General features: G+C 44.2%; 23 protein-coding genes. 12 read left to right on the top strand and 11 right to left on the bottom strand.

Annotation, left to right across the window (positions count from 1 at the left end):
- Positions 1–17 precede the first annotated feature (17 nt).
- The 7 genes from rapZ to QWZ13_RS07300 all read left to right on the top strand — a co-directional run bounded on the left by rapZ (position 18) and on the right by QWZ13_RS07300 (position 5819).
- Positions 18–899 carry an RNase adapter RapZ gene (rapZ, locus tag QWZ13_RS07330; RefSeq protein WP_290281179.1) on the top strand — a complete coding sequence of 294 codons (882 nt, stop codon included), beginning with the start codon at positions 18–20 and terminating at the stop codon, positions 897–899.
- Entirely contained in the window at positions 899–1168 is a 270-nt protein-coding gene (locus QWZ13_RS07325; RefSeq protein WP_290281178.1) for an HPr family phosphocarrier protein, read from the top strand. The genes rapZ and QWZ13_RS07325 overlap by 1 nt, the downstream gene beginning before the upstream one ends.
- Positions 1169–1191: 23 nt before the next feature.
- Positions 1192–2550, top strand: a complete 1359-nt coding sequence (gene mgtE / locus QWZ13_RS07320; RefSeq protein ID WP_216001118.1) for a magnesium transporter — start codon at positions 1192–1194, stop codon at positions 2548–2550.
- A gap of 15 nt (positions 2551–2565) precedes the next feature.
- Positions 2566–3093: a ribosome biogenesis factor YjgA gene (gene yjgA, locus QWZ13_RS07315; protein ID WP_290281177.1), complete on the top strand. Its 528-nt coding sequence runs from the start codon at positions 2566–2568 to the stop codon at positions 3091–3093.
- A gap of 97 nt (positions 3094–3190) precedes the next feature.
- On the top strand, positions 3191–3784 hold the full coding sequence (locus QWZ13_RS07310; protein WP_353959011.1) for a sigma-70 family RNA polymerase sigma factor: 594 nt from the start codon (positions 3191–3193) through the stop codon (positions 3782–3784).
- Positions 3781–4428 (top strand): ChrR family anti-sigma-E factor, encoded by a 648-nt coding sequence (locus QWZ13_RS07305; RefSeq protein ID WP_290281176.1) that lies wholly within the window; start codon positions 3781–3783, stop codon positions 4426–4428. The genes QWZ13_RS07310 and QWZ13_RS07305 overlap by 4 nt, the downstream gene beginning before the upstream one ends.
- A gap of 92 nt (positions 4429–4520) precedes the next feature.
- The gene (locus tag QWZ13_RS07300) at positions 4521–5819 is read left to right on the top strand and encodes an Hsp70 family protein (protein ID WP_290281175.1); all 1299 of its coding nucleotides are present in this window, start codon (positions 4521–4523) and stop codon (positions 5817–5819) included.
- A 28-nt stretch (positions 5820–5847) separates the two neighbouring features.
- On the opposite strand, the gene QWZ13_RS07295 is transcribed toward QWZ13_RS07300, so the two are convergent.
- Together QWZ13_RS07295 and QWZ13_RS07290 are read right to left on the bottom strand one after the other, a co-directional pair.
- Positions 5848–6243 carry a cupin domain-containing protein gene (locus QWZ13_RS07295; RefSeq protein ID WP_290281174.1) on the bottom strand — a complete coding sequence of 132 codons (396 nt, stop codon included), beginning with the start codon at positions 6241–6243 and terminating at the stop codon, positions 5848–5850.
- Between the two features lie 42 nt (positions 6244–6285).
- On the bottom strand, positions 6286–9099 hold the full coding sequence (locus QWZ13_RS07290) for an FAD-binding and (Fe-S)-binding domain-containing protein (protein WP_290281173.1): 2814 nt from the start codon (positions 9097–9099) through the stop codon (positions 6286–6288).
- A 163-nt stretch (positions 9100–9262) separates the two neighbouring features.
- Between QWZ13_RS07290 and QWZ13_RS07285 the strand changes: the two genes are divergently transcribed.
- Positions 9263–9958: a FadR/GntR family transcriptional regulator gene (locus QWZ13_RS07285; protein WP_290281172.1), complete on the top strand. Its 696-nt coding sequence runs from the start codon at positions 9263–9265 to the stop codon at positions 9956–9958.
- 3 nt (positions 9959–9961) lie between these two features.
- Here the strand turns inward: QWZ13_RS07285 and QWZ13_RS07280 are convergent, their stop codons facing one another.
- The 5 genes from QWZ13_RS07280 to QWZ13_RS07260 form a co-directional block, all read right to left on the bottom strand.
- Positions 9962–10162 (bottom strand): hypothetical protein, encoded by a 201-nt coding sequence (locus QWZ13_RS07280; protein ID WP_290281171.1) that lies wholly within the window; start codon positions 10160–10162, stop codon positions 9962–9964.
- Entirely contained in the window at positions 10137–10604 is a 468-nt protein-coding gene (locus QWZ13_RS07275; RefSeq protein ID WP_290281170.1) for a GNAT family N-acetyltransferase, read from the bottom strand. Before QWZ13_RS07275 ends, QWZ13_RS07280 begins: the two co-directional genes overlap by 26 nt.
- Positions 10604–11215 (bottom strand): riboflavin synthase subunit alpha, encoded by a 612-nt coding sequence (locus QWZ13_RS07270; RefSeq protein WP_290281169.1) that lies wholly within the window; start codon positions 11213–11215, stop codon positions 10604–10606. Before QWZ13_RS07270 ends, QWZ13_RS07275 begins: the two co-directional genes overlap by 1 nt.
- Positions 11216–11290: 75 nt before the next feature.
- Complete coding sequence (locus tag QWZ13_RS07265; RefSeq protein WP_290281168.1) at positions 11291–12100, bottom strand: glucosaminidase domain-containing protein; 810 nt, start codon at positions 12098–12100, stop codon at positions 11291–11293.
- Positions 12101–12422: 322 nt separating this feature from the next.
- Positions 12423–12740, bottom strand: a complete 318-nt coding sequence (locus QWZ13_RS07260) for a DUF1820 family protein (protein WP_290281167.1) — start codon at positions 12738–12740, stop codon at positions 12423–12425.
- 135 nt (positions 12741–12875) lie between these two features.
- Between QWZ13_RS07260 and miaB the strand changes: the two genes are divergently transcribed.
- The 4 genes from miaB (at position 12876) to QWZ13_RS07240 (ending at position 16706) form a co-directional block, all read left to right on the top strand.
- Positions 12876–14240, top strand: coding sequence for a tRNA (N6-isopentenyl adenosine(37)-C2)-methylthiotransferase MiaB (miaB, locus tag QWZ13_RS07255; RefSeq protein ID WP_216001130.1), 1365 nt, complete (start codon positions 12876–12878; stop codon positions 14238–14240).
- Positions 14241–14357: 117 nt separating this feature from the next.
- Positions 14358–15362 (top strand): PhoH family protein, encoded by a 1005-nt coding sequence (locus tag QWZ13_RS07250; protein WP_377362184.1) that lies wholly within the window; start codon positions 14358–14360, stop codon positions 15360–15362.
- Positions 15362–15835, top strand: coding sequence for an rRNA maturation RNase YbeY (gene ybeY / locus QWZ13_RS07245; protein ID WP_290281166.1), 474 nt, complete (start codon positions 15362–15364; stop codon positions 15833–15835). The genes QWZ13_RS07250 and ybeY overlap by 1 nt, the downstream gene beginning before the upstream one ends.
- Positions 15825–16706, top strand: a complete 882-nt coding sequence (locus tag QWZ13_RS07240) for a CorC family transporter (protein ID WP_290281165.1) — start codon at positions 15825–15827, stop codon at positions 16704–16706. Before ybeY ends, QWZ13_RS07240 begins: the two co-directional genes overlap by 11 nt.
- Before the next feature lie 49 nt (positions 16707–16755).
- Here the strand turns inward: QWZ13_RS07240 and QWZ13_RS07235 are convergent, their stop codons facing one another.
- From QWZ13_RS07235 to QWZ13_RS07220, 4 genes are all read right to left on the bottom strand, one after another.
- Positions 16756–16998, bottom strand: coding sequence for a hypothetical protein (locus QWZ13_RS07235; RefSeq protein WP_290281164.1), 243 nt, complete (start codon positions 16996–16998; stop codon positions 16756–16758).
- Positions 16970–19633 carry an efflux RND transporter permease subunit gene (locus tag QWZ13_RS07230; protein ID WP_290281163.1) on the bottom strand — a complete coding sequence of 888 codons (2664 nt, stop codon included), beginning with the start codon at positions 19631–19633 and terminating at the stop codon, positions 16970–16972. Before QWZ13_RS07230 ends, QWZ13_RS07235 begins: the two co-directional genes overlap by 29 nt.
- Positions 19634–19685: 52 nt before the next feature.
- Positions 19686–20159, bottom strand: coding sequence for a methyltransferase family protein (locus QWZ13_RS07225; protein ID WP_290281162.1), 474 nt, complete (start codon positions 20157–20159; stop codon positions 19686–19688).
- An 86-nt stretch (positions 20160–20245) separates the two neighbouring features.
- Positions 20246–21163, bottom strand: a complete 918-nt coding sequence (locus QWZ13_RS07220) for a sterol desaturase family protein (RefSeq protein WP_252729126.1) — start codon at positions 21161–21163, stop codon at positions 20246–20248.
- Positions 21164–21272: the final 109 nt, after the last annotated feature.

Below are 21272 nucleotides of genomic sequence, written 5' to 3'. Positions count from 1 at the left end.
ATCTAAAATAATTTTTAATGAGGCAACCCATGACGGCACAACCGTTTCGGCTGGTGATTATCAGCGGACGCTCAGGGTCTGGTAAATCTACGGTTTTAAATACATTAGAAGATGCTGGCTTTACTTGCATCGATAATTTACCGCCCCCTATGCTACCTGAGCTTGTCGGTTGGATGTCGGCTTCATCGGGAAACCGCCAAGTTGCTGTGTGTGTCGATGTTCGAGTGTCTTCAGAAGGCATTACCGACTTACCTGAAATATTACGCAATTTGCCGAATGCGATAAAAGCCGAAGTTTTATTTTTAGATGCCGATGAATCTATTTTGCTTCAACGCTTTTCAGCGACACGACGAAAACACCCACTCACAAACGAAGACCGCTCACTAGCCGAAGCCATTGAACGCGAGGCAGAATTGCTCGCCCCAATTTCGAATCGTGCCGATCTGAAGATAGACACTAGCTTGCTATCATTACAAGAGTTTCGTGAGCAAATAAAAGAAAAACTCATCGAAAAACCCAAAGGTCTTTCATTGCAGTTCTTAAGCTTTGGATTTAAACATGGCATTCCAAAAGATGCCGACTTAGTATTTGATGTGCGTTGTTTACCAAACCCTTTCTGGGAGAAAAGCTTGCGGCAATTTACGGGTAGAGACAAACCTATCCAAGAGTTTTTGCAAAAAGAAACCAGCGTTAATGAAATGTTTGACGACATCGTCCGCTTTGTTGCTCGCTGGTTACCCGAGTATGAAAATAATCAACGCAGTTACTTAACCGTTGCCATCGGCTGTACCGGCGGGCAACATCGAAGTGTGTACTTAGTAGAGCAACTCACTGCAACGTTTAAAGCTGAGCACCCTTCTACACAAATACGTCACCGTGATTTAGGAAACGACCACTAGTGATCAATGAAAAAATAACCATCATTAATAAATTAGGGTTACATGCACGTGCAGCCGCAAAATTAGTTGCCACTGCATCGGCCTATGGCAGTACCGTAAAAATACAGAAAGACGCCAGAGATGCGGACGCAAAAAGCATCATGGCCGTTATGATGTTAGCGGCCGCCAAAGGAACTGAAGTTTCTTTTCAAATTGAAGGCAGTGATGAACAAGCGGCTTGGGAGGCCATTAAAACGCTCATCAACAACCGGTTTGATGAAGGCGAATAACCCCATTAACTCAAGGATGTTGAATGGCTAACCTTCAAGAACAAAATCACTTAGACACACTACAAGAACGCATCATACTTGCACTTGAGTCGAGTAATATCAGTGATGCGGCAAACATCATTCAACAAGATCTGTCTCCGCCCGAAGCGGCGCATATATTAGAATCTTGCCCGCAAAAGGTACGCCATTTACTGTGGGGCTTAGTTAACGAAGAAGACCAAGGTGAAGTACTGACGCACCTCAATGAGGATATTCAGCAACAGTTTTTAGAAGAAATGTCGGCTGAAGAAATCGTTGAAACCACTCAAGAGATCGATAATGACGATCTCGCCGATATTTTACAGCAAATGCCCACCGAAGCCTCGCACAGAGTACTGCAGCTCATGCCTAGCGAGGAACGTTCGCAAGTAGAAGGCTTATTGGCGTTCCCAGAAGATACTGCGGGCGGATTAATGACCAATCGAATGGTCAATATTCGTGGAGACGTCACCATTGAAGCGGTACTTCGATATTTGCGTAAAAAAAAGCTCCCTAAATCACTCGATGTATTGTGGGTGGTCGACAGAACTCAGCATTATCAAGGCTCTCTAGCCCTCACTGAGTTACTGCAAAGCCCACCGGAGGCCATTATTTCTGAAATAATGGATACCTCTATTAAAGCCATTGAGTGTACCTTACATGAAGATAAGGTTGCCCAGATCTTTGAACGAGACGATTTAGTATCGGCTCCTGTTGTCGATGCTGACAATATACTTATTGGACGCATTACTATTGATGATGTTGTCGATGTAATTCGAGATTCAGCTGACCACAACATGATGAGACTTGCCGGGTTAGATGAAGAATCTGATACCTTCGCTCCTATTTTAAAAAGCAGCCAACAACGTGCCGTCTGGCTAGGCATTAATATGGCCACGGCATTTGTAGCCGCTGCGGTGATGAGCCGTTTCGAAGCCTCCATTGCGCAAATCGTTGCCCTGGCCGTGCTAAGCCCTGTTGTCGCCAGTATGGGGGGTATTGCAGGCAGCCAAACGCTTACTTTAATGATAAGAGGAATGGCAACGGGGCACATTTCACGGGCAAACTTATCTTGGATTGTCTTACGAGAAATGGGCGTTGCCGTAATTAACGGCGCTTTATGGGCGAGTGTTATCGCGGGTATTACGGTCGCTTGGTATGGCCAATGGTCGTTAGCGCTGGTCATAGCGGCGGCTATTTTGGTTAATATCTGTATTGCAGTATTGTCTGGCACCTTACTGCCATTTATTCTAAAATCCGCCCGCATTGACCCGGCCTTGTCCGGAAGTGTTATTCTTACCACCCTAACCGATGTATTCGGCTTTTTAACCTTTTTAGGGTTAGCCACGGTTTATTTACTCTAAAGAAAAGGTTTAGACATGAGCGATTTTAACGACAACCATTACGAAGACGATGAAGATTGGGTGTCTAAATCCCAGGTAAAGCGAGAAATGATCGCTTTGCAAGAGCTTGGCGAGCAGCTGATTAACTTAAAAGCCTCTGAACTAGCAAAATTCCCGATTTCATCGACCATGCAAGACGCGATTGACGAAAGTCGACGCGTTAAAGGTCATGAAGCCATGCGCCGCCATATGCAGTATGTAGGTAAGGTTATGCGCAATGAAGATGTCGAAGGCATTCAGCGTGAGCTAGATAAACTCGACACGTCATCAGAACTGTTTCTACGCCTGCAAAACCAGGCCGAGCGCTGGCGTGAGCGGCTTATTAAAACCAAAGAGGCTGAAGCTCAGTGGATAAAAGAAAATGATGGCATAGACATACAAGCCTTCCGCTCTTTAGTCCGTGCCGCCCGTAAAGAACAACCCGAAGACCCAAAAGCCCCGATCGTGGCCGGTAAAAGCAGCAAGAAACTTTTGCAGATTATTCGTAAAAAACTTTTCGCATAGGTGATCCAGTGCTAAAAATTGTATGTATAAGTAACAATATTAAGCAGCACTGGGTACCAAAATGGGAGCACTCCTTCAATTTAACTTGCGAAATGAGATGCCGGGTAACAAGCCGATGAATCAAGAAGATGAACGGCAGCATTACGCGCAGTTGTTAGAAAAGGTAGCGGAGAGCCAAGATCGAGCAGCGTTCGAAGCTATTTTCAGCCACTTTGGTCCTCTGATTAAATCATTCGCGGTATCGTCAAACCTGCATTTTCAAGGTGATCATTTACCCGATGAACTTGTGCAAGAAGTAATGATGACCATATGGCGGAAAGCGGCCTTATACGATGCCAAAAAAGCAGCGCCATCTACATGGATTTTCACCATTGCTCGTAACCAACGTATTAACATTCTGCGAAAGCTCAATAAGTATAGAAATGATTTAGATGCCGACGATGTTTGGGATCTAGAAGCCGATGACGACCTCTTCAGTGATGTTCGAGAAGCCCGTATTCAAAAGCAAGTGCAAGAGCACATGAGCAGCTTATCGGTAGATCAAAAGCAAATTATTTCTAAAGTTTTCTTAGAAGACAAGAGCCACCAGCAGGTATCCGATGAACTCGGCTTACCCTTAGGCACTGTAAAAAGCCGAGTTAGATTAGCAATGCAAAAACTTAAACTTAATTTGGGGGCAACTGAATTATGACGCAATGGCACCCATCTCAAGATCAACTCATCGAGTTTGCCTCAGGCAGTATTTCGAGCGCCATGAGTATTGCTGTCGCGACGCACCTTCACTACTGCAAGGCGTGTCAAGCACAGGTAAAAACAGCAGAGGCTGCAGCCAGCGCGCTATTTGAAACGCAAGCACCAGAGCAAGCTGTGGGCTTAGATTTTGATTCGTTGATGGCTAAAATTGACAACAGCGAACCTCCACAAATAGTAAAGCCGGCTAAAGTTAAAGCTCGTCGCTTCCCTGCTGTCGTTGAAAAACTCATCGATGGTGAAGTGAATGCGCTCAATTGGTCTTCACCGATGAAAAACTTACATACCACGTCATTAATGAAAGACGAAAATGGGTTAATTGTCGGGTTGCACCACATGCAGGCTGGAGGCCGTGTTCCTGCCCATACACACAGAGGCAACGAGATCAGCGTGGTCATTGAAGGCGGTTTCTCTGATGAATTGGGTACCTACGATGCGGGCGACTTTATTCATTTAGACGGAAAGCACAATCACTCTCCTCTGGCGCACGCCGATGGCGACTGCTGGTTACTCACCATTGTAGAAGCGCCAGTTAAGTTAACAGGCCCCTTTGGTTGGATAATCAATCCATTCTTAAAGCCATAACAATATAAAAGGCAGCAACTTGTGAGGATATCTTGCATTTTGCTGCCAACCTTTTAGACTCTCCCGCCCTTTTTTTTACGCTCTGGTGAATTATGTCTATTTGTGGCCTCGACTTTGGCACCTCTAACTCAACGGTTGGCGTCGTGCATCAGCAGCAACCTTTAATGGTTCCTTTGGAGCTAAATTCCCAATCAGGTGAATTTGAAACAACGCTTCCCAGCGCACTGTTTTTTGATTTTGAAACCGATGATATTCACTTTGGCCGTGAAGCAATAGAGCTTTACAGTCGAGGCGAGTTTGGCCGTTTAATGCGTTCCATGAAAAGTATCTTAGGTTCAAAAAACATGGATGAAGGCACGCAAATAAAACATAAGCGTTACGCCTTTAATGACATTATTGGCTTTTTTATGGCGAGTTTAAAACAACGTGCCGAAGCCTTTAATCAACAGTCTTTAGAATCGGTCGTATTGGGCCGCCCTGTTCACTTTAACGACCACCACCCAGAATTAGACTTGGCTGCACAAAATAGAATGGCCGATATAGCCCATTCGGTAGGCTTTAAACAGGTGTCGTTCCAATATGAGCCTATTGCCGCGGCTTATGATTATGAACAACAGGTAGATAAAGAAGAACTCGCGCTCATTATTGATATTGGCGGGGGTACATCCGATTTCACACTTATAAAGCTGTCTAAACAAAATCGTTTAAAAGCACAGCGAGACGATGACTTATTGGCAAATCACGGTATACACATTGGTGGTACCGATTTTGATCGTCATTTGAGCATGGCTACGGTGATGCCACACTTCGGATTAAACAGTTATTACATAGACAAACCTACTTTAAAGATGCCACGCCACTATTATGTAGACTTAGCGACATGGCACCGCATTCACTTACTTTATGATGCCAACGTTCTGCGAGATATTGCCGAACTCGCGCGCGAGAGCCAAGATAAGCAGGCCATGCTTCGTTTGGCTCAACTGCTAAAAAACAAGCAAGGCCATAAACTGGCCGCCAGTGTTGAACAAGCCAAAATTGACTTGTCACATCAAGAAACTACCAGCATAGATTTAAGTTATTTAGTCAACTTAGAAGTACATGATAACAGCGAAGAGTTACTTCTAAACAAGGCCAGCCAACTCGATTTAGCCAACGCCATCGAAGCCGATGTTAACAAAGTATTCGCCGCCATTGACGACACCTTAACTCAGGCTGGGTTACAGGGATCACAAATTGACACCCTGTTTACCACCGGCGGTTCAACCGCGCTGCCTTCTGTTAAAAAACTGATTTCAAAAAAATTCAGTCAGGCAAAATGGATCAGTGGCGACTTATTTAACAGCGTGGGCAAAGGATTATTGTTAGATGCACAGCGCCGATACTTGTAGTTTCAGCGCCCCAAAAGTTACAAAATTTTTAAGCAAGAATTGGTTTTTCAATACTGTGCTCTGTCGGCTGCGGTGTGATGGTTAAAACTTTAACGCCTTCGGGCGATTCAAATCGGTGCCAAATGCCTTGTGGAACCACTATCATCTCACCGGCCGCTAGCGTATTACGATGTTCAGTGTCATTTTCTAGCAAAATGATTGTTGTTGTGCCGGCAATCACTTGAACAAACTCATCACCCATAGGGTGCTGTTCCCATTCACTAAAGCCGTCATAGTGAGTAATAAAAACACCACCGTCTCGATAGTCAGACAACACAGAATAAGCACTTTTAAAGGCTTCATTGGATGTGTGGGGTGTCCTTCCCTGCAGCTTAGTAACCCCTTTAAACGCTTCGTTAATATTTATTTTTGTTGATTTTGGCACGGTTTATTCCTTTAACGGTCATCAAAAACTAAGGGCTGCGATTTAATCCGATTTGGTCGAGACCTTATCGAGCACTTCAAACAGAGAGTAATAGGTTAACCCACTGTGTTTACTCAAACCAATTTCACAGGTTCGGCTGGTTGATATGCCAAAGGCGCAAGAAGTTGTTTGCACACCTAAGGTTTTTAAGGCGGCTGCATTTAACTCCGGCAACTGAAAGCCTTTATCACCGGCAAATCCACAACAGGCAATGTCGGTGGGCTGCACCCAATTTGGCGTCACCGCATCTAATACTCGCTTAAAACTTTGTTCTAAGCCTTGTTTTTGCGCACTGCAGGTTAGGTGCACAGCCACGGGTTGACGCTCTGGTGAAATAGTTAATCGGTTTAATAAAAATCGATCAATAAAAGCGCTGCTGTCGTAAAGTTGGATACCGCGTTTTAAAGCTGATTCTTTTAGTTGCAATGAACAAGGGCTAGTATCGGATAGCACTGGGTAGCGACCACCGCTGCTCACTTCCCACAAGGCATCTAGTACTTCCTCCATCATTTGAGTGCCTTGCTGAGCATGACCTTTCGAGAAGAATGGTTGCCCACAACACAAACCGCGTGTGGGTTGCGGATAAACAATATTAAGCCCCGCCTTCTTAAGCACGCTTTGCGCGGCACTGGGTATGTCGCTGCGATCATCATTGACACTGCCCGCCATCGATTGTGCCACGCACGATGACCAATACACCACTGTGTTTAAATCGGTCGGTTCCGCACTGACGTTTCTTGCGTAAATGGGTTTAGCAGCTTTAGGTGTAGTGGCTAACCAAAGGGGTGTTCGCCCCCCCGTCCATCGGCGTACCGCCATTGTGGCATTTTCTAATCGCTGGGCACCCAATATACGCTGCAATATGCTCTGAATTTTAAGTGCGCCGCGCGTAAAGCTGGCGACGGTTGCAAAGTGTCGAGATAAACTTTTAGCTAACGCTCTACTGCGATGATTTTGTTGGGCTCTTAATTTTAGAACCAACTCGCCAGTATTGATATCAACCGGACACTGGCTGGCGCACAACCCCGTCGCGGCACAACTGTCTATTGCCTGAAACTCAAACGATTTTCGCCATTGCGCGTTTACTGGCTCGCCCGCCGATTGCAGCCGAGTGAGTTCTCTAAAGGTGGTGATGCGTTGTCTTGGTGTCAATGTAAAATCTTTACTTGGACAAATAGGTTCACAGAAACCACATTCAATACATCGATCCACTATGGCATCGGCTGCTGGCATGGCTTTTAAATTTTCTATATGAACCTGATCATTCTCATTTATAACCACCCCTGGGTTTAGCAACTGATGCGGATCTAAAATGGCTTTAATTTGCTTCATTAAATCGTAAGCTTCGTTGCCCCATTCTAATGCAACAAAGGGTGCCATGTTTCGGCCGGTGCCATGTTCGGCTTTTAATGAACCCCCGAATTCTATAGCCACCATGTTCGAGACTTCTTTCATAAAATGATCGTAACGTTCTATTTCTTGTTCATTTTCGAATGATTGAGTAAATACAAAATGTAAATTGCCTTCTAAAGCGTGCCCAAAAATAATGGCTTCATGGTAATTGTACTTATCAAACAGAGCCTGAAGCCGACCAACACCTTCGGCTAAATAATTTAATGGAAATGCCACGTCTTCAATAATCACCGTAGTACCCACTTCTCTCACAGCGCCTACGGCTGGGAAGGTGCCTTTGCGAATTTTCCAGTACTGCTCTATTTCGTGAGTACTTTGAGTAAAACCTGTCGATTGCGCACTCGGTATTGACTCTAACAAGGCATTAACCGATTGGATATTTTCATCAAGGTGCTGGGTTGATTCCCCGCGTACATCAATAAGTAACATACCGCCTGCATCCGGTAATTGAAGGCTAAAAGCGGGTAAGCCTTGCATGTGCTTAACCGAATTAACGGCACGTTTGTCCAGCAGCTCAACGGCATCTACATTGAGTTCTTTTAAACGCTCCACCGTTTGAGCACACAAACTTAAATCGTTAAAACCTATCATAGCCGATGCGCGAAATGGATAGTCAGGTACGGTTTTAAACGCCACTTCCGATATAAAACCCAATGTTCCTTCGGAGCCCACCATCAAATGCGCCAATATCTGTACGGGGTCTTCAAAATCTAGAACGGCGTTTAGGCCGTACCCTGTTGTATTTTTAAGGCGATATTTATGTCTTACTTTTTCAACAAGTCTAGGTTGTGCTAATAACTGCGTTCTAATGTTAGTTAATTGCTCTAATAAAGCAGAATGACTTTGCCTAAAGGCTTCAACTGAGCTTGGTTCGCGCGTATCAACCAACGTCCCATCAAATAAAATAATCCGTATACCATGCAACGTATGGTATGAATTATGTGCCGTGCCACAGCACATGCCACTGGCATTATTAGCCACAATGCCACCAATTTTACAGGCGTTAATAGAGGCTGGATCTGGGCCAATTTTACGATCATAAGGCTTTAATGCTCGGTTAGCTTGCGCGCCAATGACACCAGGCTGCAAGTGAATAACATCGCCTAAGGGTTCTACTCGATGTGAACGCCAAGCATCGGAAAGCATCACCAGTACAGAGTCGGTGACGGCTTGACCAGATAAGGAAGTACCGGCCGCTCTAAACGTTACAGAAACTTGGTGCTTATGACCCAGTTTTAGAATTTGCTTAACATCAGTTTCATTTCGGGCGTATACGACGACTTTAGGCACTAAACGATAAAAGCTGGCATCGGTTCCAAGCGCAAACAACCGCATTGGATCACTGACAACACAGTCAGATGGGAGGTGCTTTTTGATATCGGTTAAAAACAGTGAAATAGACATGTAACGCTCTTTATCTTTAATGAGTTTTCAGTGTAACGGCTTCTGTTAACAACTCAGCTTACCGACCACTTCATACTTTAGTGTTATTTTTTGCGATAGCCGCTTGCAGTCTCGCTTTACAGCACGTTTACTTGAGCACTTACCCAAACTGGCCTGACCAATTATGACTAAAACTCAGTATGTACTTGATTACATTCTTCTGCAAATTGACATTGGTCATTGGCCTGCTGACACCGCTCTACCTTCAGAGCGACAGTTGAGTGAGCAACTCGAGGTAAGTCGAGCAACGGTGCGAGAGGCCCTTTCAACGCTTAAATCACAGAACATCATAAACAGTAAACAAGGCAGTGGTCATTGTGTCAATCAACAACAGGAGCCCGTAAGAGTGCCTATGATGTTTGACGTAGAATCGGACATCGCCCATCAAGATTTACGTGAATACAGATACGCTATCGAGGCACAAAGCGCGTTTTTAGCCGCCAATCGAGCCACCAAAGAACAGCTTAGAACGTTAGAAAAGGCGCATCAGCGCTTACGAATGGCTCATCAACGTAAAGATTTAACCGCTGAAGGCTTAGCTGATGCCCGTTTCCACCTAGCAATCGCAGAGGCCAGTGGTAACCGTATTTTAGCGCACAGCTTGCAAAGTTTATTTTCACTGCTGCGTGCTAATGTGTCCGCTAATATTGGCACCATGGAAAAACGCCCAGAAACCCGCTTAAGGCTGATGCGACAACATACAGCATTATTCGAAGCCATTTATAACAAGAAGCCTGAAAAAGCTCGCCAAATTGCTCAAGAGCACATGGATTTTGTGGACCGAATCCTTAACGAAAATGCTCAGGAAAGGCATAACTGAAAATTAGTAACGCGCCAAGATGCCAGGTGAGTCACGCCTAAGGTTCAGGCCGAGTATGGTAAGTTTGGCCACCGCAGTAGCTCCCGCGGTAGGCTCAACAATGGCATCCATGTCTTCGATATTCAAACTTCCCAAAACCAGCCTACACCAATTTCTGTGGCAAACGGCCTGAGTTGGCCTATTTTTCCATGGTGACATGGACAATGCCGTCTTCCAGGTAGGGTTCGCCTTGGGTTTCAAAGCCGAATTGACTGTAAAAGCGCTCTAAATAACGCTGGGCACCGATTCGAATGGGGTGGTTTGGGAAATACGCTTCGCAGGCATCAACAGCGCGCTTCATAAGTTGCTGACCAACCTTTTGACCACGCACTGTTTCACTGCAGGCAACTCGACCGATTGAGCAAGCATCGGGGTACGAAAGCTCAGGTGGCAAGATTCGCGCCGTGGCAACAAGTTCGCCATTCAAGTGAGCTAAAACATGCCAACATTGGTTGTCTTGGCCATCAGGATCTTGGTAAGGACAATTCTGCTCGACACAAAAGACTTTAATCCTCAGGGCAAGTACATCGTAAAGCGTTTGGGCCGATAAAGCTGAAAATGGCACACATTGCCAAATAATATCTTGGTTAGGAGAATGGAATTCCACTACAGCTGCCCCGCTTGTCTCATTCTTTCGAGAGTATCTACAATGGCCTGGGTTTGGGCGTCATATTCTAAATTTACTTTATCGCCGACTTCCATTTCACCAAAGGTTGTCACCTCGAGTGTTTCAGGAATTAAATAGACATTAAAACGATCTTCCAGAACATCGCCTATCGTTAAACTGCAACCATTTAAACCGACAAAGCCTTTTTTGAAAATATACTTACGCTGCTCTGGTAACAAACTAAACCATAAAATGCAGTTGTTTTCTGGGCGCTCAATAGCGACAACTTCAACGGTGCTGGCAACATGACCCGACATTGCATGGCCGCCTATGTCGTCACCAAACTTTGCCGCACGCTCTGTATTTACGAGGCCACCTGTTGGGATAGCACCTAAGTTTGTGACACTTAACGTTTCCATCATTACATCGAAGTAGGCTTTTTCGGCGTGTATTTTAGTGACTGTTAAACATACGCCGTTTAATGCAATGCTGGCTCCAATCTCAAGTCCATCAAGTTGTTTTGGGGTAAGCGATATAGAAAGGGTTTTAAGTTGTGTTTTTTCAGATTCAACGCTCAACGGCGTTTTATTTTGAACAATTCCAGAAAACATCTAGTGCTCCGTTAGGTCGTATTCGGCAAATTTTTGTCATTGGTTGCAATGTTATGCCGAATACTCTTAAAAAAGCTATTTTAACGCATCATCGTTTACTCGGATATTTAATTGAGCATAAAAAGCGGGCTCATCGTAACGGACCAATTGGTTGTATTGCATCATATCAATGAGTTCACGAATGTAATGTACTCCACGAATACTGTATCCCTCTAAACCCCAAGCAAGGTAGTGACTGTCAAGACGTTGGTTTAGATAGCGCAACTCTTTACGAATTGTGCGAAGCTGTACATACTGCCAATGAGTATTAATGTTTCGAAAATAGGCATTGATTGAATCATAAACAGTGTCAAACACACGTACTTCATGGCTTTCAGAATCATCTCGACCTTGTGGCACCAGCCCACAGCCCTTAGTAAAGCACCATTGACCGAATAGGTTCCGGCCATCTACGGCGAAACGGCTCGTGCCCCATGCACTTTCATTGGCGGCTTGAGCTAAGACAAGAGAAGCCGGCAGCACATCAACCCGGTTAAACATTTGGTTGAAAAAGGCTTTAGAACCAACTTCTTCATCAACTTTATAATATTGACCAAGTTCTTCTAAATAGAGAGTTTGCCAACGCTTCAGCTCCGTTCCTAGCTGAATCTGCCGTTCGACCACATGCAACCAGGCCCGCTCACCTTCTATGCGCTGATTCACCTGAGCAATCATCGGTTCTAAATAATTAAAAAAAGTCGATTTTTTTTCACGTACGTCTTGAATAGCCGCCATATCAGGCAGACCGGAGAATTCTTGTATAGAGGAGCTCTCTGAAAAGGTATAGACACTTAACAGACTCGTAAAACAGAATAATAGGTAGGTAGAATAATCTCTTAAGAACAAACCCACACCTCATTAAAATTAGGCGCGGGATTATATAAGATGCTGATCAATAATCAACCACATTAACGAATGCGGTGATCATCATCTTTCTTAATGCGGATAGGAACCAGCTTACTTTCTTGCTTATTACCCGGCAAATAAAACCACGCGGCTAATAATAAAACCATGATTAGAGCTGTCATACTGCGTCTCTCCTGTCGCCTAGTCACTTACTTAAGGTTAAGTATAGCCCAAGTCATTTAATCCACCAGATTCTTTACTTAGCTTACAACTTCCTATTGCAGATATTGGGCCAAGAAGCCAGTTTTCAAGTGAATAGTTTTTAGTTTCCTTTGGGTGGTGCTACTGGGAATGGTGCTATCGAGCTCACTTTCGAATCGCTGATTTTCGATGCGCCGCCTTTATCAACTTCATCGATTCGAATAATGGAATGCATTGGAATAAAGCTGCGCTTTACACCGGAAAATTCGTTTTGCAGTTTTTCTTCGCTTGGGTCAACCAGAAGTTGGCTTTTTTCACCAAATATCAGTTCTTCTATTTCGATAAAGCCGTACATGTCACTTTGATAAACATGACGGCAATACACTTCATATACTTTGTCTTGATTCAAAAATGCCACGCGATAAATAGACTTTTGCATGCCTTAAACCTTCAATTACAGTAAAAAATCGGCAAGTCTACACATTATCGGAGTTTTTTACAGACTGTTGTTGGGATTTACTCAGACCACAGGTATAATTCCGCGCCTTGAATTTTCAATCCCTGATAAGAGCTAATGACCAAAAAACTGTTTATTAAAACCCACGGTTGCCAAATGAATGAATACGATTCTGATCGTATGGTTGACCTATTGGGCGAGAGCCACGGCTATACGTTGACAAATGATGAAGCCGACGCTGACGTTATTCTGCTCAACACCTGCTCTATTCGTGAAAAGGCGCAAGAGCGTGTATTCCACCAGTTGGGTCGCTGGAAGCACTTGAAGGATAAAAATCCAGATTTAAAGATTGGCGTGGGTGGTTGTGTGGCATCGCAAGAAGGCGAAACCATTGCTAAACGTGCACCCCATGTCGATATGATCTTTGGTCCGCAAACATTACACCGCTTGCCAACTATGATTGATGCGACCGACGCGGCGGCGAAAAAGCCCGATGGCAATCACATTGCAATGGTCGACATCACTTTCCCAGAAATTGAAAAGTTTGACCACTTACCCGCTCCTAAGAGCGATGGTGTGAGTGCGTTTGTCTCTATCATGGAAGGTTGCTCCAAATACTGTACATTCTGCGTAGTGCCTTATACACGCGGAGAAGAAGTAAGCCGCCCTTACGACGACGTCATAGCCGAAGTAGCGCATTTAGCGAGCCAAGGTGTACGTGAAATTAACTTTTTAGGTCAAAATGTGAACGCTTATCGAGGTCCTCGTCATGATGGTGGCGAAGCCGACTTAGCCGAGCTCATTACCTTGGCCGCACAAGTCGAAGGCATTGATCGAATTCGATTTACCACCAGCCACCCGGTTGAGTTCAGTGATAGCTTGGTTGATGTCTTTAACGATGTTCCAGAGCTAGTTAGCCACCTGCATCTACCCGTACAAAGCGGCTCTGATGCCATTTTATCGGCGATGAAACGTGGCCATACCGCGGCAGAATATATTGAGAAAATGGAACGTATTCGAGCCAACCGACCCGATATTAGCTTTTCTTCAGACTTTATTATCGGCTTCCCTGGGGAAACCGAAGAAAATTTCCTCGAAACCATGGATTTAATTCAAAAAATCGGCTTCGACCATTCGTTTAGCTTTGTTTACAGTGCACGTCCGGGCACCCCAGCTTCAGATCTAGAAGACACCACCGAAGAGAGCGTTAAAAAGCAGCGGTTAAAGATTCTACAAGACAGAATTACAGCTCAGGCCATCCAGATTGGCCGCCGCATGGTAGGCACCACTCAAACGATCTTAGTGACAGGTGTTTCAGAACGCGACAGTACTGAGTTATACGGGCGAAGCGAGAACAACCGCAACACCTTCTTCAAGTGTGACGACCACAGCTTAATTGGCAAATTTGTTCAAGTGAAGATCACCGAGGCCTTTACCAGCAGCCTAAAAGGTGAACTCATTAATCCAGAGCTGGCCTATTAAGGCACTGCTATAACCAAATCGTCTTAGATCCCAGCTGGTTACAACAAAGTCTTTTTGACAAACCGAGTCAGCTGGGTATTCTTAAATTCTACGTTTATGATTAGGAAATGCCCTACTTTGAGTACTCCGACTGACGGCCTGTCTAGCGACAGTGTCATTACACGACAAATCACACTCGAACCAGACAATCCTCAGCGCCTTGCGTCTCTTTGTGGCCTCGCGAACGATAACCTTAAGCAAATTGAAGATCGCTTAGATATTCGGATACGCAATCGTGGAAACTTATTTGAATTAACGGGCGAAGAAGCGCGGTTAACGACCTCTATTGATGTGCTGCGCCGACTATACCGCGAAACCAAAGGCGGTAAAGACTTAGCGCCCGATGCTATTCACTTATTTTTGCAGCCTAATGAAGTCGCCATGCTCGCACAAAAGCAAGCCGAAGGCAGTTTACACGACGATAAGTTGTATGTTGTACACACGCCAAAGCTCGTGGTCAGACCGCGCGGAGGCAATCAAAAGCGTTATGTGCACTCTGTTCTGAATCATGACATTAATTTTGGCATTGGTCCTGCTGGTACGGGTAAAACTTACCTAGCCGTTGCGTGCGCCGTTCAAGCCCTGATGAAGGACGAAGTCCGACGTATTTTACTGGTTCGCCCGGCCGTTGAGGCTGGCGAAAAACTGGGCTTTTTACCAGGTGATTTAAGCCAGAAGGTCGACCCTTATCTACGCCCCTTATATGATGCCCTTTACGATATGCTAGGCTTCGAAAAGGTTGATCGATTAATAGAACGAAATGTCATTGAAGTCGCTCCATTGGCGTATATGCGTGGCCGAACACTCAGCCACTCTTTTATAATTCTCGATGAAAGCCAAAACACCACTCGCGAACAGATGAAAATGTTTCTAACGCGTATTGGCTTTGGGTCAACTGCGGTGATTACAGGTGACCCTACTCAGATTGACCTCCAAAAAGGTCAACAATCTGGGTTAAAACACGCAATTGAAGTATTAACCGATGTACCAGGCATTAGTTTTACGCATTTTGCTTCTGGTGATGTGGTCAGACACCCATTAGTACAAAGAATTGTTGATGCCTATGAGGCCAATGACGCTTAATGCCAATTCAATTAGATTTTGAAAACGTTTCAGATAGCCAAGCGCCCAGTGAAGCACAATGTCATCTTTGGTTAAGTACTGCCTTGGAAGGCCGAAAGGCGAACGCCACCGTTGCGATTAGAATTGTAAACAACCTAGAAAGTCAGCAGCTTAACAACGACTATCGTGGCAAAGACAAACCCACCAACGTGCTTTCTTTTCCATTTGATGCACCGGTAGGTGTGCCAGAGGAAGCCTTTGACTATATGCTGGGCGATCTAGTGGTCTGCGCACCTGTGGTGATTGCGGAAGCCAAACAGCAAGGCAAAGCCGTAAATGACCATTGGTGTCATATGTTAGTGCATGGTACCTTGCATCTTTTAGGCTATGACCATATAAAAGATGATGAAGCCAATACAATGGAACAACTGGAAAGGGATATTTTAGCCAAGCTAAACATCTCAGATCCGTACTTAGAAACCAATGAGGATTAACGCAGTCATGAGTGACGACCGACCCACGAGTCGAAACCCCGGAAAGAAATCTTTCCTAGAACGTCTAGGCGATGCCTTTACCGGGGAACCAAGAGACAAAGATGAATTGCTAGCGATTGTTCAGGAAGCGCATCAAAACGAGATTGTCGATGACGACTCACTCCGAATTATGCAAGGCGCAATCAATGTCTCCGATTTGCACGTTCGCGACATTATGATTCCACGCTCCCAAATGGTTAGTTTAGAGCACGATGAAAGCATCAAAGAATGGACCGCAAAAGTCGTCAGCTCTGGCCATTCGCGCTTTCCAGTTTTAGGTGAAAGTAACGATGAAGTTATAGGTGTATTGTTAGCAAAAGATCTTCTTTCGCTTGGCTTAACAGCTGATTTCAATGAAGAAGAAATGCAAAAAGCGGTCGGCTCGATCGTACGTGATGTAACTTTTGTACCTGAAGCGAAACGCGTAAATGTGTTGTTACGAGATTTCAGACAAAATAGAAATCACATGGCGATTGTGGTCGATGAATATCGCGGAATATCAGGCTTAGTCACCATTGAAGACGTTCTCGAAGAGATTGTTGGTGAAATTGAAGACGAACACGATGATGAAACCATCGATAACATTGCCTCTAATGGCAATGGTGGCTTTATTGTTCAGGCGCTAACACCCATTGATGATTTTAACGATCACTTTAATACACAATTCAGTGACGAAGAATTCGACACCATTGGCGGCGTTATCATGCATAACTTTGGTCGAGTTCCGAAGCGTGATGATACGATAGAGCTTGATGATCTTTTGATTCGAGTAACCACTGCGGATAACCGTCGAGTCAAAGCGTTCGAAATTAAAACCGAAACGACCGATTAAACGGTGAAAAACGAGCAGCGCAATGCTGCTCGTATTATTCGTTCATTCTTTAACGTTTCTTACTCTGTTTTTCATTACCATGTTTATAGTGCCCTGTGGCTTTTGCCATCAAAAGCTGTTGTTGTTGAAAGTTACTTTGACTGAATTTAGCCATAAACCGACTGGCTTCTTTGCCACTTAAAACACCTGCAGGTCTGTTTAAGTGAACAAAAAATACTCGTCCATTTTTTGTGATCTGACAACTAAAACCGAGATCTTCATCATTAGATTCCATCGCTACGGTCTGCCTCAAATACCTCTTGCTGCTGCAATTTTTTTACATCAAATGGGCGAACAATCAAGATCAATCTTGGCAACAAAGTGAGCGAGCCCAACAATGCAACAGCCATGGCCAATGCCGTTAACACACCAAAGTAAATCGTCGGTTTAAAATTAGAAAGCATTAAAATGGAGAACCCCATGATAATGGTTATCGACGTATAAAAAATAGCTTTCCCAATAGATTGATGACTGCGCCGAATCGCTGCAACATAATTTCCATCTCGCGCTAATTCAAGTTTGTAACGTACGATATAATGAATCGTATTATCGACTGCAATGCCAATAGTAATACTGGCAACTGTGATCGTCATGATATCGAGCGGAATACCCACCCAACCCATGACACCTAATACTAATGTTGCTGCAATAAGGTTGGGCACCATGGCAATTAACGATAACTTAAGGTTTCGGAATAAAATTAAAAACATAAGCATAATACCGGCAAAAACCGCACTGAGTGTCATAATTTGGGAAGAGAATAAGCTTTGCAGCATATTGTTATACAACACCATCATACCCGTCAGCTTAACTTGACCAGGCTCAAACCCAAGTTCTGCGACTATGTCTTGCTCAATCTCTGATAATAACGTATCCCGCTGCAGCCCTTCTAATGAATCAATAATTCGTACATTAATTCGTGCTTGATTGTGCTCTACCGAAACATAAGGTGATACTACTATGGCTCTAAATTCTTCCGGAATCACCCCATAAAGTAGAGCTAACTGGATATTCGTTAAAGGCTTACCGTCGTTAAAGTCCTCAGCAATGTCCATCATTGTCGCTAAGCTAAGCACCTTCCCTGTTTCTGGTCGAGCATCTAAATACTCGTGTATTTTTTTAATCGCAATAATTTTATCGGTGGTGAACCAATATTTGTCTGGATCGTCTTCGCCTACAAAGTCGTCTTCAAAAGAGCCGACGTCGCCGTCCATCGACAAGAAATCCTCTTCGATAAAATCACTGCCGCTGTCGTCTAGAAATGGATCCGATTCATCGACAAAAAAGTCATCATCGTTTGTCGTGTTGATCGAATCTTGTAATCCAGAAAGTTCTGTCGATACTTCATCTTGCGATTCAACTGAAACAGTCGGTTTATCGCCATTAAAGTCTAGAATAATGTCGAGTGGCGTCGTTCCACCAAGCCGTTGATCAATAACGGTCATGCCTCGGTAAATTTCCGTCCCTTCATCAAAATAATCAATAAAGCTATTTTCAACAATTAGCCGCGACGCACCAACTATCGTGAAGGCAATGAGTATGACAGTACACGTAATAATTAATCGGCCATTGCGTAGCGTAATTTTCGCAATCAACCGAGTTAATGCATTGCTTTGTTTACGCTCACCAGAGGCTTTATCTTTACCTAACATCATTAACATGACGGGAAAAAGAATAAAGGTCATCACAAAGGCTACAGATATGCCTACCGTCATCATCCAACCAAAATTTATGACAGGGCGAATCCCACTGGATATTAATGAAACAAATGCCACGCCTGTTGTGAGTGCCATATACAAACAGGGTATAGCGATACGTCGTAAGGTTACTGTAATGAGTTTGCGGTGATCCCAGTCTGGGTGTTTTCGCAACAGCTCGCGGTACCGAACCACCAAATGAATATTCATTGATAAGGTTAAAATCAGCAGCAATGAAATAAAATTACTACTGATAACGGTAATTGGCCAACGCCACCAGCCCAACAGCCCAAGCATAGCCAACACGACTGCACTGGCACACAGCAAAGGCAATATAACCCATCGCGGCTGTCTAAATATGATCGTCAATGTAATGATGATCAGCAGAAAGACACCTACGCCAAAGGTGGTTAGATCATTCTTAACAAAACGCACAATATCATCGGCTATCATCGGCACGCCGCCTAAATGCAACTCGCCATGAGGTTCATACTGTTTAATAATATCGCGAATGGCTTCAATGTCTTTGTGCAGCAATGCACCTTGATTAGTATTGTGTTCATAAATCAGCTCATTCACTAGCTTGAGCTGTTGCTTGTCAATGTCGTTTGAGCTTAAGCGGTACTGTTCGCGCAACTCTTTGCGCATATTCAACAGGTTATTTTTCGTATCATCAATTGGAAAGTTAATCTGCAGCGCGGTGGTGTTTTCATCTAAATTTAACAGCAGGTTTACATACAATGGGCTATTGGCTAACTCATATTGCGCTTGCTCTAAATCGGCATTTGGGTCTTCAAGCGTTTTAATATTAGACACTAATTGAGACATAGGAACCGGTGGGTTCGACAATAGCGGAACATCCATCACGCTAACGACAGACTCGACCCGCTTTAAAGCACGTATTTCATCGCGTAGTTTTGTGAGGACATCTAGCGAGCTAGAGCTGAAAAGAGGTGCTTCAGGTGTAAACGTGAGCACAAGAAATTCGCCAGCTCCGTAGCGATCGGACATTTTACGGAAATACTCTAACGATGGATCATCTTCTAAAAGCAGGCTTTCGGCCGATGCATCTAACGTAAAATGCCTGGCCTGAAAGGCAAGAAACACCAGACCTATGATGAGCCACATGAGTAGCCAATGTGATTTTTCTTGAATGAGTCTTTCGTATTGAGCTTGTAGCCGCTGAAACATCCCTGACAACCTTTAAAAGCCGGTAACTGTAGCTGTCAGTGTAACGGTATTTTCAGGAATCGGCTTTAGAAAATCGAATCCATCTTGGAACTTTTGCGCAGTATTGATCATAATTTAAACCGAAACGATCTTTTAGTGCAGATTCTTCTTGGCAAACGTATAACTTACCCATTATTGGAGGCAAAAAAAGTACGACAAGCCATGGCGATAAACTACCCACCCAGACCGTTATGCCTGCCGCGATCAGTATCATACCTAAATAGGCTGGGTTACGGCTAAAACGATAAAGCCCACCTTCTACAAGCTGACTGGCCTGCCCATTGGCATCAAAAGGTGCGCCAAATCGCTGTAAATCACGCTCTGCAATAATATTTACTAATGCGCCGGCGGCAATGAGTACCAAGCCCATGTAATTGATCGGATACGGAAACAACATAGCGATTGGCTTAATGAAATGCAGTACAAAAACGCCCAACATAGCGAGCATTCCGATACTGGGCGGTAAGATAGGAGGTCTAGCAGACATATAGGCTCTATGTAAAATTAACTAATATAATAGTAGCCGATAACAATACGATTCACAGGCGTCGAAAGTCATGATTTGAGGAGCCTTTACTTCTCTATATTAACCTCGTCTGATGGCCGAACGTATTCTGGTGGTGCCCATAGGTGCTTTATTCTCTGCCCAATTGGACCTGGTCGCAATACATCTTTCCACATGTCGATGAATTCTTGAAAGTTTAACTTTATGGGGTTATGGGACTTTATTTGGCGCGTCGCCACACCGTAATCTACCTGCTCCTGCTCTTCTTCATAGGTTCCAAACCAGCGATCAAAAACAATAATAACGCCGCCGTAGTTTTTATCGATATATTGCGGGTTTCTGCCATGATGAGCACGATGATTACTGGGCGTATCGAAAACATATTCTACCCAAGGATGCAGCTTGCCAACCGATTCTGTGTGAATAAAGAATTGATACCCTAAATCGACAGCATAAAGAATAAATACCACTGCAGGGTGCACACCCAATAACACTAATGGCATAAAGAACAACCACCAGCCAGTAATGGGGTACAACATCGACTGTCGCATCGCCGTCGACATATTCATTTGTTCGCCTGTATGGTGAACCACGTGCGCGGTCCAAAACCAGCGAACTCGATGGCTGGTGCGGTGAAACCAGTAGTAGCAGAACTCAACAGCAATAAATATCGGAATAATCGTCCATGCGTTAATAGGAATGGTAAAAAAGCGCTGATCCCAAAACCAGAAGATAGCCGTACCGACAAATACCACGTGCACAATAAGTTCAAACACTTGGTAAGCACCACCGAGGGAAACATTAGTAAAAGTATCCATCCAGGCAAATTGCCGTTTCATGTATTCAGGAGATTTTCGTTTACGCATGAAATGCCATTCCAACATAAACGACAATGCGAATATGGGTGATAAACCAACCAGAATCACCTGCTTCCAATCAATATGAGCACCAAAGGTACTTTCCATCCAAGCGATTAATTCCAACATAACTACGCACACACTCCAAAGATTTATAAAAGCAACATTCTGCCGTTTTGCCAGTAACGAGCCAAGTTACGGCTTTTTGAAATAATATGCCAGTAGCACTCGAGCGTTA

Origin of the sequence: Reinekea marina, assembly GCF_030409715.1 — a bacterium.
GTDB lineage: Bacteria > Pseudomonadota > Gammaproteobacteria > Pseudomonadales > Natronospirillaceae > Reinekea > Reinekea marina.
Note: the sequence above shows the minus strand (reverse complement) of the source record. Positions and strands in the feature narration are given on the sequence as shown.